Annotated in this window: 13 protein-coding genes; 6 read left to right on the top strand and 7 right to left on the bottom strand. The window is 68.0% G+C overall.

The features are described 5' to 3' along the window. The first annotated feature begins 94 nt into the window (after nt 1-94). The 4 genes from ACGFI6_RS26070 to ACGFI6_RS26055 are packed head-to-tail and all read left to right on the top strand — an operon-like array spanning nt 95 to nt 7,218. Nucleotides 95-1,222 carry an FCD domain-containing protein gene (locus tag ACGFI6_RS26070; RefSeq protein WP_393122842.1) on the top strand — a complete coding sequence of 376 codons (1,128 nt, stop codon included), beginning with the start codon at nt 95-97 and terminating at the stop codon, nt 1,220-1,222. Continuing rightward, nucleotides 1,215-2,069, top strand: a complete 855-nt coding sequence (locus ACGFI6_RS26065) for an amidohydrolase family protein (RefSeq protein WP_393122840.1) — start codon at nt 1,215-1,217, stop codon at nt 2,067-2,069. The genes ACGFI6_RS26070 and ACGFI6_RS26065 overlap by 8 nt, the downstream gene beginning before the upstream one ends. Continuing rightward, nucleotides 2,030-4,471, top strand: a complete 2,442-nt coding sequence (locus tag ACGFI6_RS26060; RefSeq protein ID WP_393122838.1) for a glycoside hydrolase N-terminal domain-containing protein — start codon at nt 2,030-2,032, stop codon at nt 4,469-4,471. The genes ACGFI6_RS26065 and ACGFI6_RS26060 overlap by 40 nt, the downstream gene beginning before the upstream one ends. Next, the gene (locus ACGFI6_RS26055; RefSeq protein ID WP_393122836.1) at nt 4,468-7,218 is read left to right on the top strand and encodes a hypothetical protein; all 2,751 of its coding nucleotides are present in this window, start codon (nt 4,468-4,470) and stop codon (nt 7,216-7,218) included. The genes ACGFI6_RS26060 and ACGFI6_RS26055 overlap by 4 nt, the downstream gene beginning before the upstream one ends. A 64-nt stretch (nt 7,219-7,282) precedes the next feature. Here ACGFI6_RS26055 and ACGFI6_RS26050 read toward each other — a convergent pair whose 3' ends face one another. From ACGFI6_RS26050 to ACGFI6_RS26040, 3 genes are all read right to left on the bottom strand, one after another. Next, nucleotides 7,283-7,666 (bottom strand): hypothetical protein, encoded by a 384-nt coding sequence (locus ACGFI6_RS26050; RefSeq protein WP_393122834.1) that lies wholly within the window; start codon nt 7,664-7,666, stop codon nt 7,283-7,285. A gap of 59 nt (nt 7,667-7,725) precedes the next feature. After that, complete coding sequence (locus ACGFI6_RS26045) at nt 7,726-8,019, bottom strand: hypothetical protein (RefSeq protein WP_393122832.1); 294 nt, start codon at nt 8,017-8,019, stop codon at nt 7,726-7,728. Between the two features lie 257 nt (nt 8,020-8,276). Further along, the gene (locus ACGFI6_RS26040) at nt 8,277-9,173 is read right to left on the bottom strand and encodes an SDR family oxidoreductase (protein WP_393123679.1); all 897 of its coding nucleotides are present in this window, start codon (nt 9,171-9,173) and stop codon (nt 8,277-8,279) included. A 140-nt stretch (nt 9,174-9,313) separates the two neighbouring features. On the opposite strand from ACGFI6_RS26040, the gene ACGFI6_RS26035 reads away from it, so the two are divergent. After that, complete coding sequence (locus ACGFI6_RS26035) at nt 9,314-9,871, top strand: TetR/AcrR family transcriptional regulator (RefSeq protein WP_393122830.1); 558 nt, start codon at nt 9,314-9,316, stop codon at nt 9,869-9,871. A 36-nt stretch (nt 9,872-9,907) separates the two neighbouring features. After that, complete coding sequence (locus tag ACGFI6_RS26030; RefSeq protein WP_393122829.1) at nt 9,908-10,474, top strand: DinB family protein; 567 nt, start codon at nt 9,908-9,910, stop codon at nt 10,472-10,474. Between the two features lie 178 nt (nt 10,475-10,652). Here ACGFI6_RS26030 and ACGFI6_RS26025 read toward each other — a convergent pair whose 3' ends face one another. The 4 genes from ACGFI6_RS26025 to ACGFI6_RS26010 all read right to left on the bottom strand — a co-directional run bounded on the left by ACGFI6_RS26025 (nt 10,653) and on the right by ACGFI6_RS26010 (nt 17,927). After that, nucleotides 10,653-10,793, bottom strand: a complete 141-nt coding sequence (locus ACGFI6_RS26025) for a hypothetical protein (protein WP_393122827.1) — start codon at nt 10,791-10,793, stop codon at nt 10,653-10,655. Between the two features lie 480 nt (nt 10,794-11,273). Continuing rightward, nucleotides 11,274-12,992 carry a DUF222 domain-containing protein gene (locus ACGFI6_RS26020; RefSeq protein ID WP_393122825.1) on the bottom strand — a complete coding sequence of 573 codons (1,719 nt, stop codon included), beginning with the start codon at nt 12,990-12,992 and terminating at the stop codon, nt 11,274-11,276. 85 nt (nt 12,993-13,077) lie between these two features. Then, nucleotides 13,078-15,939, bottom strand: a complete 2,862-nt coding sequence (locus tag ACGFI6_RS26015) for a glycoside hydrolase family 2 TIM barrel-domain containing protein (RefSeq protein ID WP_393122823.1) — start codon at nt 15,937-15,939, stop codon at nt 13,078-13,080. Continuing rightward, a complete protein-coding gene (locus ACGFI6_RS26010; RefSeq protein WP_393122822.1) occupies nt 15,936-17,927 on the bottom strand; it encodes a beta-galactosidase in 1,992 nt (663 codons plus the stop codon). Before ACGFI6_RS26010 ends, ACGFI6_RS26015 begins: the two co-directional genes overlap by 4 nt. Between the last annotated feature and the right edge of the window lie 15 nt (nt 17,928-17,942).

Here is a 17,942-nt window from a genome sequence, read left to right as displayed (position 1 = left end):
TGTCAACGTTTACGCGGCATAGTGGGCGCTGCGAGTCAGAAGTCCGTACCAGATAGGGTTGGCAGAATCCTGTGAACGGGGTCACTATGCAGCCATGCCCGATGCCGGAAGACCGAAGTCGCCGCTGACCCTGTCGGTGGCTGAGCGGACCGCGCTCAGCCAGCTCGCCGGGGCGCCGCGGACCAGTCCCGCGATGCGCCTGCGGGCCCGGATCGTGCTGGCCAGCGCGGAGGGACGCTCGAACAAGGCGGTCGCGGACCTGCTCGAGGTCACCCCCGGCACGGTCGGCAAATGGCGCCGGCGGTTCCTCCGGATGGGGATGGCCGGACTCGACGACGGGATGCGCAGCGGCCGGCCGCGGATGGTGGACCGGGTGCAGCTCGGCGCGATCTCGGCGATCGGGGCCGGAACATCGATGGCCGATTCCGGACATCGGGCGTCGACGCGCGAGCTGGCGGCCGCGTACGGCGTCTCGCAGTCGACGGTCGCGCGCCGTCGCCGGGAAGAGGTTCAGCACTATCGCTCGGGCTCCGGGATCGCGCTCGGCTCCAGCCACGCCGCTCCGCCGTTCTCCGGTGACACGGAGTTGCTGTCCGACCGCGTGTACGAGGCGATCCGCGGGTGGATACTGTCCGGCGAGCTGGCACCGGGGATGCGCGTGGTGGAGTCCGAGATCGCCCGGGTGCTGGGCACCAGCCAGACCCCGGCCCGCGAGGCCGTCCGGCGGCTGGCGCACGAGGGCCTGGTCACGTACCGGCCGCGGCTGGGGAACTTCGTCACGGAGATCTCGCAGGTCGAGGCCCGGGAGGCCCGCGAAGTCCGGGTGCTGCTCGAGTCGGCGGCAGCGCGCCGGGCGACCGGGCACGCGCCGCCTGAGGAGCTGGATCTACTGCGGATCGAAGTACAGCGGATGAGTGAGGCGGCCGAGCACCACGACATCGGTGCGTTCCGTGAGTCCGACCTGCGGTTCCACCGGCAGGTACTGGCGACCAGTGGGAACTCCATGCTGCTGAAGGTGTGGCGGACGCTGGAGCCGGCGCTGTGGAGCCTGCAGGTGGTGTCGAACGCGATGTACGCGGGCGACTGGGGCCTGATGGCCCGCCGCCACGTCGACCTGATCGAGGTTCTGGCCGGCACCGATCCGGAGGACTCGGCCCGGCTCTTCGCCGCCCACGCCCGCGGCGAGAGCTCCATCACCAGACCAGCCGTCCACCATGATTGACGCCCACGCGGAGGAGGCGCGGCCGGCCCACGCAGCGCTGCTCGACGCCCACGTGCACATCTGGGACCTGTCCCGCCGGACCCTCCCCTGGCTCCCACCCGGCCACCCACTGCGCCGCACCTTCACCCTGAGCGAACTACCTGCGGAACCGTTCGACGGGGTCGTGCTGGTGCAGGCGGACGCTGATCCGGCTGAGGTGGGCGACCTGCTGGAGGTGGCTCGGCGGCACGCCGCTGTGGTGGGCGTGGTCGGGTGGTTCGATCTGCTCGACTTTCCCGACCAGGTGCCTGATGATCCGCGCCTGGTCGGGGTGCGCAGTCCGCCGGTGGATCAGGCCGATCCTGCTGCGATGACTGATCCCGCGCACGTGCAGGGTGTGCGGGCCGCCACCGACGCCGGCCTTGCAATCGACCTGCTGCTCCGCCCTTCCGCCTTGATCGGTGCCGCCCGGCTGGCCAACGCCGTACCGGAGGCCCGTCTGGTCCTGGACCATCTCGGTAATCCGACGACCGCCGACGACGAGTGGCGCACCGGGATGCAGGCACTTGCCGAGTGCCCGAGCGTGTTCGTCAAGCTCTCCGGCACCGCCCACCTCGCGACCGACGACCTGCGCGCACTGGTCGACGTCGCCCTCGAACTTTTCGGCAGTGAACGGTTGCTGTTCGGCTCGGACTGGCCCGTGTGCACGCTGGCCAGTACCCGCGCCGAGGTGATCCGACGGACCACCGCACTGCTGCCACCCGCCACGCACAACGACGTGTTCCGTGGCACCGCCCAGCGCATCTACCGCCCCAGGGAGACCGCCCCATGTCCGAAAGCTCTGGATACACCCGGCGCCAGGTTCTGAGAACCGCCGGCGCTGTCGCCGGCACAGCAGTTGTCGCCGGCTCACTCACCGACAACCTGACCGCGACCGCCGCTGCGCCCCCACCGGGCAGCGCCACCAACCCGCTGAAGCTCTGGTACACCTCCCCCGCCACCGAATGGCTGCAGGCGCTTGCCCTCGGCAACGGACGGCTCGGTGCGATGGTGTACGGCGGGACCGCCACCGAACAACTGCAGCTGAACGAGGATTCGATCTGGGCCGGCGGCCCGCACGACTACGCCGATCCGGGCGGCAAGGAGGTGCTGCCCGAGATCCGCCGGCTGATCGCCGAGGAGCAGTACCTCGACGCGCAGAACCTCGCCGACGCGCACTTCATGGGCCGTCCCAGCGAGGAGATGCAGTACCAGCCGATCGGCTACCTGAACCTGGCGTTCCCCGGCATCGACGCGGCCGCGGTCACGGCGTACCGACGGGAGCTCGACCTCACCACCGCGATCAGCTCGGTCAGCTACGAGCACGCCGGGGTGCGCTACACGCGGGAGGTGTTCATCAGCCACCCGGCGCAGGTCTTGGTGATGCGACTGACGGCGAGCCAGCGTGGTGCGCTGACGTTCGACGCGACGTACAGCACCGAACAGGCCGCCACACCGGCCGCGTACGACGAGAACACGCTGGCACTCAACGGAATCAGCGGGGACGCCGAAGGGCTGACCGGCTCGGTGAAGTTCACGGCGCTGCTGCGGGCGTTCGCCGAGGGTGGCACGACGACTGTTGCTGACGGCAAGCTGTCGGTCGCCGGTGCGAACGAGGTCACGCTGCTCTTCTCGGCCGGTACGAGTTACCGCAACTACCTCGATGTCGGCGCAGACCAGGTTGCTCGCGCGGTGGCTCCGCTGACCGCGATCGGGCGGCCGGCGTACGGGAAACTCCGGCACGAACATGTGACCGACTACCAGCACCTGTTCGGCCGTCTCGACGTCGATCTCGGGACGTCGGACTCGATCGCACTGCCGACGGACCAGCGGATCGCGGCGTTCCGCAACGGTGGCGACCCGCAGCTGGCCGCGCTGTACTACCAGTTCGGGCGGTACCTGCTGATCTCCAGCTCCCGTACGCCCGGACAGCCCGCGAACCTGCAGGGCATCTGGAGCTACAAGATGCTGCCCGAGTGGCAGTCGAAGTTCACGATCAACATCAACACCGAGATGAACTACTGGCCGGCCGGCCCCGCCAACCTGGCCGAATGCTGGGACCCGCTGTTCCAGATGATCGGCGAGCTGGCGGAGTCAGGTGCGCGGACCGCGGCCGCCATGTACGACGCTCCGGGCTGGGTGGCGCACCACAACACCGACGGCTGGCGTGGCAGTGCAGTGGTGGACTTCGCGTTCTACGGGCTGTGGCCGACCGGCGGTGCGTGGCTGTCGCTGCTGTTCTGGGAGCGGTACGAGTACACCGGCGACCTGGCGATGCTGCGCAAGTACTACCCCGTGCTGCGCGGTTCGGTGGAGTACTTCCTCGACCAGTTGCAGACCGACGCGAAGACGGGATGGCTGGTGACCAGCCCGTCCCTGTCCCCCGAGGTCAAGCACCACGACTACGACGGTGACGGCGTGAGCCTGTGCGCCGGTCCGACGATGGACATGGAGATCCTGCGCGACCTGTTCAAGGTGTTCGGGCAGGCGGCTTCCCTGCTGGGCAAGGATTCGGCGATGGCGGCTGCCGCCGCGGAGGCAAGCTCCAAGCTGGCGCCGCTGCAGATCGGGTACCTCGGCCAGCTCCAGGAGTGGCTGATCGACTGGGAGGACGCTGCGCTGGAGAGCAGCCGTCACGTGTCACCGCTGTGGGCGGTGTTCCCGAGCGATCAGATCACTCCGCGCCGCACGCCGGAATTCGCCGACGCGGCCCGCAAGTTCCTGGAGCTCCGTGGGCCGGCTGTCACGGCCGGCTGGTCGCTGGCGTGGAAACTGAATATCCAGGCGCGGCTGCTCGAGGCGGAGAACGCGTACACGCACCTGACCCAGTTGATCGGTCCGGGGCGGACGGCGCCGAACATGTTCGACCTGCACCCGCCGTTCCAGATCGACGGGAACTTCGGCGGCGTCTCCGGCATCACCGAGATGCTCATGCAGAGCCACTCCGGCGAGGTCGCGTTGCTGCCGACCCTGCCGACGGCCTTTGCGACCGGCGGGATCCGGGGCATGCGGGCCCGCGGCGGGTTCGAGCTCGAATTCTCGTGGGCCGACGGGAAGTTGTCGAAGGCAAAGATCCGGTCGCTGCTCGGCAACCGGCTGCGGCTGCGGACCGGTGTGCAGGTCGACGTGAAGTCGTCGGCCGGTCCGGTGGCGTTCGCCCGGCCGGAGGACGGCGTGGTGGAGTTCCGCACCCGCGCCGGTGTCGACTACCTGATCGAGGTGCGCGGATGAACACGTTCCGGTTGACGATTCCCTTGCTGGCGGCGCTGCTGACTGTCGGCGCCACCTCCCTGCCGGCCGTCAGCAGTACGCCGGACGCGGAGCAGACGACCGCCTGGCACGACGGTGCGCTGCAGGGCGACACGGCTGGGTTGGTGTCACGCTCCGACCTCGTGCAGGAAGGTCCGGCGTGGCGTCCGTACGAGGCGATGCCGGTCGGCAACGGCGTACTGGGCGCGGCCGTCTGGGCCGAGAAGGGCTACACCGCCCAGCTGAACCGGGTCGACACGTACCCGGACCTCAAGTCCGCCGGGCAGCTTGTTGTCCCCGGTCTGAACTCGCTGATGCGTGCTGACGACTACAGCGGTCGGTTGGCGATGTACGACGGTCAGCTCGTGCAGCGCGGCGGTGGGATGACGGCGCGCTCGTACGTGCGTGCCGACGCCGACCAGTTCGTTCTGGAGGTCACCGGAGCCGATCCGTCGAAGCCGCAGACGGCTGATCTGAAGTTGTGGACCGGTCGTACGCCGGCGACGAGCGCGGCGGGTGGTGTTGCTGCGCTGGCGGAGACGTTCCATGACGCAGCATCCGGCAGCATCACCGGTGCGGTTGCTGCCATGACCGCCCACGCGCAGGGCGTGACGGCGACCGTGGTGGATCCGCTGACGGTGCGGCTGACGTTCCGTCCGAACGCTGACGGCAGCTTCCGGCTCGTGGTCGGTGTGCCGTCGTACCGCGGTGGCGAGCTGCGCACCGCGGCCCGGCGCGCTGTGGTCGAGTCGCCGAGCAAGCATCTGGCCTGGTGGCACGCGTTCTGGGCGAAGGCCGCTCCGATGCGGATCACGTCCGCCGACGGGACCGGTGAGTACGTCGAGAACATGCGGACGCTGCAGCTGTACACGATGGCTGCATCGATGCGTGGCGACACACCGAGCACACATGGTGCCGTCGTACGGATGTTCTCGTCGTCGGAGGACCAGGCGGACTGGGCCCAGGACTCGTACTGGCACTTCAACCTGCGCGAATTCGTGGCCGCCAACCGCGGCGCGGACATTGCCGAGTTCAACGCGCCGTACTTCAAGTTCTATCTGGACCGCGCCGAGCTGATGCGCGAGTGGACCCGTACGCACTGGACGGGTGGCGAGGGGCTGTGCCTGCCGGAGTTCATGCGGTACGACGGGACGGGTGACGGCTGCGACAACAAGCAGGAGCCGAGCTGGACACGGCGGATCCTGACGAGCGGGCCGGAGCTGGTGAACAACATCTGGGAGCAGTACCGGTACACCGGCGACAAGGCGTTGCTGAATCGGAGCTACCCGTTGATGCGGGACGTGGCGCGGTTCTACCTGTCTGCGCTGACGCCTGGTGCTGACGGCTACTTGCACCTGGAGCACGTCAACGCGCTCGAGGTGCAGTGGGACACCAGTGACCCCGTACCGGACCTGGCTGCGATGCAGGTGATCTTCCCGATGGTTGCTGATCTTGCTGTGTCGCATGGCGATACTGCGTTGGCGGCTCAGTTGCGGGCTGCTGTCGGCAAGCTGCCGCCGTTCCGGACCGTACAGCGCAACGGTGCGGAGGTGCTGGCGTGGTCCGGTACCGACGAAGAGGCACACAACACGCAGAACCCGGAGATGGAGGCGCTCTGGCCGTGGGGCGTGTTCGACGCATCCTCCTCGTTGATGCAGGCAACGTTCCGGGAGCGTGTGTACCCGCAGGACAAGGACTGGGGCATGGACAGCACCTGGGCCGCACGCCTCGGGCTGTCGGACGAGGTGAAGAACCTGCTGCTGAAGGGCATCGCCGACTTCCAGATCTACCCGAACGGCTTCACCGTGCACCGCACCGGCCAGGAGCCGGCCCGCAACCACAGCTTCTACAACGAGTGGGGCGGGGTGCTGAGCATGGGTCTCCAGGAGGCCCTGGTGCAGTCGACCGGCGGCGTTGTCCGGGTCGCGGCCGCCTGGCCGCACGACTGGGACGTGTCCGGGTCGGTGCAGATCGAGGGCGGGCACCGGATCAGCACTGAGGTGCACGACGGCGTACCGAACGTTGTCGGCATCCAGGCCGGTAGCCGGGACACGCTGAAGCTCAGCAACCCCTGGCCGGGGCAGGAGGTGCGAGTGGTCGACTCTCACGGACGGGTGGTTGTTGCGCCGAGCTCAGCTGACGTGCTGTCGCTGCGGACCGCGCCGAACACTTCGTACACGCTGGAGCGGGTCTCTGCGCCGCTGTCGTCGTTCACCTACGCTCCCCTGACCGGGCAGCCGGCTACTACGGTCAAGACCGTCGGGAACCGGGTGCTGGGGATCAAGAAGAGCGAGCCGCCGCTGGAGAGCGACCTGGTCTCCGTCACGGCACCGACCAAGCTGGACAACCTTGTGAAGGCACAGGTCGGTGCGCCGACGTACGTGGACCGCAGCTACACGGTCACCGACCTACCTGATCAGTTGAACGGGCAGGCGCTGATCCAGGGCGCCAACGACGACTCGAAGGCGACCACGCCGGCGGACTACCTGCAGTTGAAGCTGACGCGGCCTGCGACGATCTACGTTGCCTTTGATCCACGTGGTGAGAACGTGTGGTGGCCAGGGTGGCTGTCCTCGTTCACCCGTACTGGCGAGACGGTGGGGACGACGGACCAGCGCTTGATCCTCTTCAAACGCGACGTACCTGCTGGAGCCCTGGCGCTGGGGCCGAACTCCGGGGTGCCGGACAAGGGCAACTCGACCTATATAACCTTCGCCGTTCCCCGCTGATTGTTGAAGGCGCAGCACCCCTTTATTGGGGTGCTGCGTCTTCGTCGGGGTGCTGCGCCCTTGCTCACATGCGGATGCAGGCGAGGCCCTTGGACGTGTAATGGCCGTCCGGGTGGCTCAGCCAGGCTTCGGCGCAGACGTTGCCGCTGCCGGTGCCTTGGAAGGTCCGGGACGCGTCCATCGCCTCCCACGGGCGGTCGGCGCCGGAGTGGTGGGTCACGTGGTCGGGGCCGAAGATGTCCAGATGGCCGTTGAGCAGCCGCCCTTGGGGAGCGCCGTACGCGTCCCAGCCGTGACCGTTGTAGCGGGCATACACACAGATGTCGACCGTGCACCCCCGCTCAAACCCCGCCACCCGAGCAACTGCGGTGGTGGCTGCCAGGCCGGTCGATACCGAGGCGGCCGCGCACAGCGTGGCGCCGATGGCAACAATGTTCCGGATACGCATGATGTTTTCTCCGTCTGTCGTGGATGGTCGCGCTGGGATGGTTCAGAACCGCCGGGGACTCACAACGTCACGCAGGGCTCGCCCTGGCCGAGATAGCTGCCGTCCGGCCGGCGATACCAGCCTTCGGCACAGACCTGCCCCGTACCGGTGCCGCGATAGGTCAGCGTCCGGTCCGTCGACCCCCACGGCTGGTCCTTACCGGAGTGATGCGTGATGTGATCCGGCCCGAAGACATCCAGGTGGCCGTAGCTGATGCCCGAGTACAGATCCGCGTACGCCTCCCACCCCTGCCCCGTGAACCGCGCATGAACGCAGACCTTGAAGTTGCACCCGCTCTTCCAGTCGGCACTCATCGCCGTAAAGGAAGCCGCCGTCCCGGCAGCGCCCGGCGGCGCCCGGCGGCGCCGCAGCATCGGGCGGCGCCGCGACCGCAGCGCCCGTTGGTACGAAGACCGCGGCGCAGATCAGCGCTGCGGACCAGACCAGCCTGTGCATTCGCATGATGTCGCTCCTCAATCGATGTTCTCCGCTGGCATCGCGGTGATCACCGACAGTAAGGAGCGTCACTTACCGTCCACTTACAGATCGCTAACGCAACCGATCGCTGCGGCTACAGATAGTCGCCGTTCTTGAGATCGTCGAGCAGGCCAGGGTTGCCGGGCGCCCAGCCGAGCAGCGCCTGAGTGTGAGCGCTGGAGACCGGCGCATCATGCCCGTACACGGTCGCCATGAACGGGCTGACGAAATGCCCTGCGGCCTCCTCGCGGGTCAGCGAAACAGTCGGAAGCCCAAGACCGGCAGCGATGACCTCGGCAATACTCCGCATGGTGACGGCGGACTCGCCCACGCCATGCAGAACGCTGCCCGCCGGCGCCTTCTCGAGCGCCAACCGGAACAACGTCGCAGCATCCGCACGATGCACCGCAGGCCAACGGTTGCCACCGGCCCCGACGTACGCCGAGACGCCGCTCGCCCGCGCAGTGGCGATGAGCATCGGGATGAACCCGTGGTCGTCCGGCCCGTGCACCGTCGGCGCGAGACGTACCACAGCGGCCCGCACCCCGCGCCCGGCAAACGCCAAACCAGCCCGCTCCCCCGCGACCCGAAACGCAGCAAGCCCCGACAGCTCAGGCTCGTCCAGCTCAGTACTCAAGCGGCCGGCCGGCATCACCAGCGTCCCGGACGTGACGATCAGCGGCTTCCCCGTCTGCTCGAGCGGCTCCCCGAGAGCTTCGATCGCATTGACATCCCGGCGCATCATGTCGTCAAGATCCGAGAAGTCACCCCCGTACGCCAGATGCAACACGCCATCCGCCGCCTCAGCCGCCGCGCGCAAACGGTCAAACTCATCAAGCGATCCGCGGTACGGCACAGCCCCCAGACTGGCGACCTTCGCAGCCGAAGCATGCGACCGAGCCAACGCCGTGACGCTGTGCCCGGCGGCAATCAATCCACGGACAACTGCAGGCCCGGTCTGCCCAGATCCGCCAGTAACAAAGACGCGCATAACCAACCCTCTCCACTTCCAGCCATAGCCGGCGCTTCTCCGATGATCGAGCCGTGTAGCGCCAGTGACTGACACTACGTAGCGCCAGTTACTGGCGTCAAGTAGCGCCAGGGACTGGCGTAACGTGCTATCGTCCAGGCGTGCCACGGAGCGGAGCGGAAGCGCGGCGGCGTCTGCAGCAGGCGGCGCTCGACCTGTACCGGGAGCGCGGTTTCGACCGCACCACAACAGCCGAGATCGCAGCCCGCGCCGGCGTGAACGAGCGCACCTTCTTCCGCCACTTCCCGGACAAGCGCGAGGTCCTGTTCGGCGGCGAAGAGGACCTGCGCGCCGCTCTAGTCCACGAGGTCACGACCGCGCCCGCTGGCCTCGCCCCGTACGAGGTCCTGCTGCACGCCTTCCGGAAGTCAGCCCGCGTACTGGAAGACAACCGCGCGTACGCCGAACCCCGCCTGGACCTGATCGCGAAAACACCAGCGCTCCGCGAACGCGACCTGGCCAAAGCGGCCTACCTCAGCGAAGCCCTGGCCGAAGCACTCCGCACTCGCGGCGTACCAGACCGCCTGGCCGACCTGGCCGCCCAAACCGGCTGGGCCGCCTTCCACCACGCAGCCGAATCCTGGCTCGCAGGCGAAGCAACCCTCGACACCCATCTCCGCCAAACCTTCAAAGCCCTGAAAACCCTCCACAACCAGTGAGCCCACAGGCACCCTGATTCCGGCTACGGTCCGCAGATGGACATCGACTGGAACGCCGAGGTCATCGATCAACTGGAGTCGCACTGGCAGCATCAACTGCGGCCAAGACTCCGCGGGCTGACAGACGACGAGTACTACTGGCAGCCGGTCCCCGACTGCTGGACGATCAGCCGCCGAGGTCACAGCGCGGCGCCGATCTCCTTCGGGGCCGGTGAGTTCACGCTGGACTACGCCGATCCGCCGCCCGTTCCGGCGCCGGTCACCACGATCGCCTGGCGGCTAGGACACATCACCGAGGGCTTCGCCGAAACCAACGGCACCCACTTCGGCGCCCGCCCGACCGACGTCAGCACCTACGAATATGCAGGCACGGCCGACGCCGCCCTACGCCAACTAGACGACGCCCACGACACCTGGATCGAGGGCGTACGCAGCCTAGGCACCAAAGGGCTCACCCAGCCACAAGGCCCGCTCCAGCCTCCCGAGTTCGCCGACGCTCCGATGGCCAAGCTCATCCTCTTCACAACCGCAGAAGTCATCCACCACGGCGCAGAAATAGCCCTCCTCCGCGACCTCTACCTCCGCCACCACGTCACCGCCTGAACCCTCCAACAGACGGCGACGGTCAGACTGAGGATCCGGCAGGCGAAGAGACTGGTCGGCGCCGCCCAGTGGCACCTGGAGCAGGCCCAGGATCCGCACACATTCGACGGGAACCGTCGTCATGGACAGCACGCTTGGCTTCCGGCACGCCACGTCTCGCTCCTCGTGGCAGGCACCATCACTCGTAGACTGTCGCGGCCCTCAGAGCATCGTTGACGACTTCCCAGCCGTTGCCAGGCGGTACGGTTCGTCGATTGAGGTAGTAGCCGTCCGAATCGGCGAGCCAAGCCGCAAGAGCCTCGAGGTACTCGTGGTCCACCAGCTGTGCACTCCTCGTCCACGTCGAACGCACCATGTTCGAACTCGTAGTGAAAGCACACGTAGTGCATTCGCTCGAACACCTCGAACTGTGCTGCGGAGACCGTGACCGGTCGGCGACATCGTCGACACTCAAGCACCATCCGCGCAGCATCCCATGCGGCTGCACGGACCACGCGACACGGACCACGCGGCACGGGAGGGTGCAGCAGGGAAGGTCGAGTGCGGCCCCGACGCGGCGACCCGGATTGGAAAGTGCTGCACGGGTCGGCGGAGGAATGCTCGGGACGGCCCACGCGGGCCAGCAGAGCGACATGACGGCATGCCGGCCTAGACCGCCGACTGCGCCGAGGCTACAGACTGTGCCCAGGCAGTAGTCAACCCACCCGCACCGTCGCGGACCTAGTCTGCCCAGACCTTCCAGTGACACCCGCATGCCAGCCACGCTTCTCCCCAAACCACCTGAACCCACCCAACTGAGTCAGATGGTTGCGAAGGAGGGTGGGTCGGAGATGTCTGTGGGTGCAGGGTGCCAGACGGCGAAGCGGGCGGCTTCTGCGTACGTGGCGGCGTCGGCCTTCCAGCGGGAGGTGCGTGCGGTGGTTGTCGTGCGTAGATCAACGTCATCGGATGTCGTTGCTGTGGGCAAGATTGTTCCTCCGCACGGGTCGGTTGGCGGGAGCGATGAAGGTGGCTGCGGGTCCGCGGCGGGAGCTGGGCATGCTGGATCGTCAGGCGGCGCAGGGCGGTCTGCTGGTGTCGGGGTAGGCGGGCGTGGGCGTGCCGGAGCGGCAGGTGGTGTGGTGGGGGCGGTTGGTGATGGGTGGGGTGGGGGCTTGGAGCGGTGGTGGGGTGGGGGTTTGGGGCGGTGGTGGGGTGATGGGTCGGCCCAGGTGGGGCGGGTGACGTGGACCTTGGCGTTGGTGATGGTTATGGTCCAGCGACCGTTGTGTAGGTCGACGTGGTGGCGGCAGAGGAGGGCGAGGTTGTCGAGCTTCGTTTCGCCGCCGTCGATCCAGGAGATCAGGTGGTGGGCGTCGCACATTATCGGCGGGGCTCCGCAGACTACGCAGCCTCGGTCTCGGGAGTTCAGGGCGCGACGCATTGCTCGGGTGACGAGGCGTTCTTGGCGGCCTACGTCCAGGGGTTCAGAGTTCGAGCCGAGGACGATGGGGATGATTTTCGCGTCGCAGGCCAGGCGTCTGATGGCTGCGGCGGAGAGGCCGTCGCTGTAGACGGTTTGGCCTGTCGCGGTTGCGGTGGCGGCCTTGAGGTCTTGTAGGTCGATGGTGACGGTGATGCAGGCCTTGGCGCCGTGGCCTGGCACGAGGGTGGGCTTCTTCTCGGTGGCCGATGCGGTGTTCGCGCCAGTTCCCTGGGCTTCTGCTTCGGTGCTGGCAGTTGGCCCAGCGGACGTCGTGTCCCAGGCGTTGGCGGCTAGGGTCAGGGCGGTGGTGAGGGCGTCGGCTTGGCGCTTTTCGCGGGGGCGGGGGTCTTGCTCGCCGTCGGTGGTTTTGTGGGGACGGGCGCCGGCGTGGATCACGGCGCGGAGGAGCTCGGCGTTCTCGTTCGCCAGGTAGCCTTTGAATTTCACGCCCAGGTCGGCGTTGGTGAGGGTCAGCGACTCTCGCTCGTAGGCCTTGTTTTCTTCGGGTTCGGGGCCATCGGAGTCGAGGAGGTTGCAGATCTCCTTGGCTGCGGCTCTCAGCTCTGACGGTGAGAGATGGGCGGCCAGTTGGACGAGCTGCGCCTCGGCGATGTCCAGGTCCTCCACCGGCACCCGGGAACGTACGCGCTCGAGCTCCGACACGATCACCGCTGCCTGCGCGGCCCGCATCGGCCGGACAACCGGCACATCGGCACCCTCAGGCTCGTCAGCGGCTTCGGGATCATCAGGGGCTTGCGCCGGGAGCTCGATGCCGTCGGTGAGGGCTGTGCCGACGGCGTTGTACTTTGGGAGGGCGCGGGCCAGGCGGACGTCTCGCCAGGCTTCGGCGCCGTCCTGGCGGTAGCGGAGCGACAGTAGCTCGACGCTGTCTCGGGCGCCTAGCTCTTGGGCGTAGCCGGTCTCCTCGATGCGTGCGATCAGCTGCAGACGGATGCCCTGCAGCCGGATGATCTCGGCATCCACCGAGTCGAAGGCAGGCAGCACCTCTCCATCGGTCAGCGACCACACCGGTCGTCCGTCGAGAACATCCATGCCCCCAACGGTACCCACACCCTCCGACAGTTTTCAAAGCCAGAACCCCTTGTTTTCAAGGGATCTGGTTATCCACAGGTTCGGCTCATCGCGGTTTGACGGGACCGAAGTTTAGGGTGTACTTGTACGGGGCCACCTGCAGGCTGTCGCGCGTCGGCGGGCCGCACGATGCCGAGCCGAGGCCGTTCTGTGCGAGGTCGAGGTTCAGGTAGATGTGGTCGCGCGGGGTCAGGTCCGAGCGGTGGCGGGCGGCTTCCAGGTCCTCGGTGGTCCAGCGGCGCGCCGTCAGTTGGAAGTGTGGCGCGCCGGTCACGCGGAGACCGTTGCCGTCGGCATCGCTCAGTTCGGCCCAGCGGACGTCAACGCGAGAGCCGTTCTCCTGGGGCACCACGTACGGTGTCTGCAGTTCGTCGACCGTACGTTCGTAGCGCCCGATGCGCGCGGCCTCGCGGCTGTCGGCGTACGCCTCGCCTGGTCCGGCTCCGTACCAGTGCACGTTCTCCAGCGCCTGCGGGAGCGTCATCCGTACGCCGACGCGCGGCCAACTGCCACAGCGTGGTGTGACTGCGGTGCCGGCCCACTCCCCCTCTGGCTGTACGTCGACAGTCAACTGGAGGTTGTCGTTGCAGGCCGTCCAGCGGTACGTCGCGCGTACGGCGAGACCGAGGCCCTCTGGGGCCACTCTGGTGCGTACGAGCAGGGCGTCGTCCAGTACGTCGACGCTCTCAACGCGGTGGAGGAGGCGGTCGAGGCCGGCGGCGCGCCATTCCTGGGTGACGCCGTTGCGGCCGCCCTGGCCGTTGTCGTTGTCGGTGGGTGCACGCCAGAGGTCCAGCTGAGGTCCGTCGACCTCCTGCCCGTACAGCCGAGTCAGACGGCCAGTACGCCGGTCGAACTCACCTCCACCGAGACGCAGGACATCCCCGGTCTCAACAACGCCCTGAGAAACCCCAGCAGGTTCTACAGCAGCCTCTTCCAAGACAAACTGCGCCCACGCGACCTCGTGCCCAGCAGGAGCCCAGGCCTCGTCCTTCGCCAACACTGCCCGCACAGTCAGCACCCGCTCAACAGGTGAGGATGACGTGGTGGTGGGTAGGGGGAGCTGCGTTGACTTGCCTGGGGGAAGTTCTGGCACTTCGAGGCGGCCGCTGTCCACCTCGAGACCGTCGACGGCTACGGACCAGAGGAATTCCAGGTCGTCTAGGCCGGTGAAGGTTCGGTGGTTTTCGATGGTCAGGGGGCCGGTGATGCGGACCGGCTCCAGGACCTTCTTGTACTCGGTCAGTCCGGGCGATGGCGTACGGTCCGGGAACAGCAGGCCGTCGATGCAGAAGTTCGTACCGTGCAGCCGCTCACCGAAGTCCCCGCCGTACACGTGGTCCGTTGCACCGGGCAACAGCAGCCCGTGGTCGATCCACTCCCACACGAACCCGCCCTGCAGCCGCGGGTAGTGCTCCAGCACCCGCTGATAGTCAGCCAGCCCACCCGGCCCGTTGCCCATGGCATGCGCGTACTCGGCCAGGATGAACGGCAACGCCCGCCGCCGCGCCTCCAATGCAGGTTCGTCTTCTGTCTCAGCCGGCACGTCCTCGGTACGGGTGCCGATCGCCTGCAGGTCCTCCAGCGGCGGGTACATCAGGCTGTAGAAGTCCGAGAACTCGTACGTCCGGTCGCGCTCGTAGAAGATCGCCCGCGACGGGTCCCGCTCCCGTACCCACGCCGCCAACGAGCCGAAGTTCCGCCCGCGGTCGCTCTCGTTGGCCAGCGACCAGATCACGATGCTCGGGTGGTTCTTGTCGCGTTCGACCATCCGCCGCATCCGGTCCAGCATCATCGGCGCCCACGCCGGATCGTCGGCAGGATTGTCGCGCCAGTCGGTGTAGATGAAGCCGTGCGTCTCGATGTCGCACTCGTCGATCACCCACAGCCCGAGCTCGTCACACAGGTCCAGGAACGCCGGATGCGGCGGGTAGTGCGCGGTCCGTACGGCGTTGATGTTGTGCTGCTTCATCAACACGAGATCCCGCCGCATCGCCTCCACCGAGAGAGCCCGGCCGCGCCGCTCGTCATGCTCGTGCCGGTTCACGCCGCGGAAGAACAGCGGCCGCCCGTTCGCGGTGAACGTCCCGTCCACCATCACCACGGTCCGGAACCCGATCCGCAACTCGACGGTCTCGCCCGGTACCTCGACCGTGGCGTCGTACAGCCGCGGCGCCTCGGCCGACCACGGCTCGACCGTCGGGACCTCCAACGACGTACCGGGCTCAGTCACGATCCCCAACTCCGGCACCCGGATCACCGCGCCAGGCACCGTATCCACCCGCAGCGTCCCCGCACCGCTGAGATGGTCGTACGACGCGTGTACATACACGTCCTCGATCAACGGCCGCGCGAGCAGCGTCACGTCCCGGAAGATCCCCGGGAGCCACCACATGTCCTGGTCCTCGAGGTACGACCCCGACGACCACTGGTGTACCCGTACCGCCACCGTGTTCCGCCCCGGCCGCAACAACTGCCCAACCGTGAACTCACTCGGCAGCCGGCTCCCCTTCGCCGTGCCGACCTCAACCCCGTTCACCCACAGCTTGAAGCACGAGTCCACACCCTCGAACCGCAGCACGGCGCCCTCGAGCGGCCAGTCACCCGGTACGTCGAACGTACGAACATGATCGCCCGTAGGGTTCGCGTCCGGCGCGTACGGCGGATCGATCGGGAACGGGAACGCCGTGTTGGTGTACCGCGGCCGATCATGTCCCTGCAGCACCCAGTGCCCCGGCACCTCGATCGAACCCCAGTCGTCAGCAACAGGAACGACGTCAGCAGGAGCACTGTCCCAGAGCTTGAAGCTCCACAGCCCGTTCAGGCTGATCCGCGGGCGCGGCGACCGCAACCACGCCCGCGGCTCGCGCGTCCCGGTGCTCGGCGTCAGGTCCTCGAAGTACTTCATCGGCTCTCCTTGAGTACCCGGACGTCCCACGGTCCCAGCTCGATCCGCCCCAGCACATCCGGCTCTACGGTCACCGCCGTCGCCGACCAGTTGTGTACGAACCACATCCGCTCCCCCGCACCGTTCACCGCCGACAACGCAGTCACCGACGGCGCCCACAACTGCGACTCCCCGTACAGCGCCGCAGCGAGCGACGGGTCCGGTACGGTCCCGACGTACGTGATCCGGCCGCGCCCACACCGTTTCGTCGTGACGATCGGTCGCTCCTCGCCGCTCGGATGCCGGTACGTCGCGAGCACCTCGGCGTCGTCGACGATCAACGTCTCCGCCCAACGCGTCGCGCACCCGGCCAGCCCACCGACCGGCATCGCCGACTCCAGATTCTCGAACTCCTGGTACGAGAGGCCCGCCGCCTCCGCCAGCCGCGGCGGCGCCGTCAACGCCCGCGGCCGAGCCTCAAGGTCCGCATACCCGGTCCGCGGCCCAACGATCAGATGACCGCCGCCCCGCGCGTACTCGACCAGCCGATCCAGCACCGCATCCGACGCAACATAAAGCCCAGCCGCGACCACAACAGGCGCCGTCAACGCGGCGTCGAGCCGCTCGACCGGCACCACTCCCGGCCGCAACCCGGCGTCCAGGATCCCGGCGTAGAACGTCTCCACGATCGTCCGGTACGAGGCCTTGTCCGGCGCCCCGCCGGCGGCAGCCAACGGCGGCTGGAACTGCAGCGCCCAGTCACTCTCGTTCGACCACAGCACCGCAACATCGACGTCCGGCGTCAGCTCCGCCACCGATGATCCGGCCGCGGTCAGCTCCGCCCCGATCGCCGCAATCTCGCGGTAGATCCGGCCCGGCTCCAGCGCATGCCCGAGGATCCCGCCCCAGAACGTCTCCGCGCCGTGATGGATCGAATGCCAGTGCCAGTACTCGACCATCCGGGCCCCGCGAGACACCAGCGCCCAGGCCAGTTGCCGGAGCTGCCCCGCGTACGGCGGCCGGTTCTGGTGCGAGCCGCCGACCGACGCCGCGTTCGTCTCGGTCACCAGGAACGGCTCGCCCCGCGACCCGTACCCACGATCCGCCGCCAGGAACAGCTCCGCGACACTACGCCCGATCCACCCCGGCGCGAGCCGTGACGGAACGGCCGGTCGCGCGAGCCCGTCCTGGACGTCGAGGTAAATGTTGCTCGCCGCAACATCCAGCCGCGACGTGACCGGTACGTCGGCGACCGCCGGCCGGTCGTATGCCAGGCAGGTGGTCACGAACTGCCCCGGCCGCCGCAGCGACCGCACCAGGTCCGCCTGCCAGCCGATGAACTCGGTTGTACGTTCCGCCTGGAACCGTCGCCAGGCCAGGTCGTACGACGGCGTGCTGTTGCCGTCCGGGCGCCACAGGTCGGACCAGTCGCTCAACCGGTGCGACCAGTACGTCAGGCCCCACTCCTCGTTGAGCGTCTCGACATCGCCGTACTCGCGCCGCAGCCGGGCGACGAACGCCTCGAACGCTGCCGAGTTGTGCGCAAGCAGCACGCCAGGCTCGTTGTCGACCTGGTACCCGATCACCGCCGGGTGGTCCCGGTACCGCTCGACGATCTGCCGCACCACACGCTCGGCGTGGAACCGGAACGCCGGCTGCCCGGTGTCCACCTCCTGCCGGATCCCCCACGGGACCTTGACGCCGGTCTGCCGTTCGGCGGCAATCTCCGGATGCGCCCGCTGCAGCCAGGGCGGCACTGCGTACGTCGGCGTCCCGAGGATCACGCTCAGCCCGCGCTCGTGGGCGCCGTCGAGCACCGGGCGGATCCACTCCAGGTCGAAGACGCCGTCCCGCGGCTCCCAGGTCGACCAGACCGACTCACCGACGCGGATCGCGGTGATGCCGGCGGCAACCATCAGGTCCAGGTCGACGGCGGTCCGGTCCCCGGCCGAGCGCGGCAGGTACTCCGGGTAGTAGGCCGTCCCGAGCACGACACGTGGCGGCTTCATGCAGCAACCGTAACC

Source organism: Kribbella sp. NPDC048928 (genome assembly GCF_043197975.1).
Taxonomy (GTDB): domain Bacteria; phylum Actinomycetota; class Actinomycetes; order Propionibacteriales; family Kribbellaceae; genus Kribbella.
Note: the sequence above shows the minus strand (reverse complement) of the source record. Positions and strands in the feature narration are given on the sequence as shown.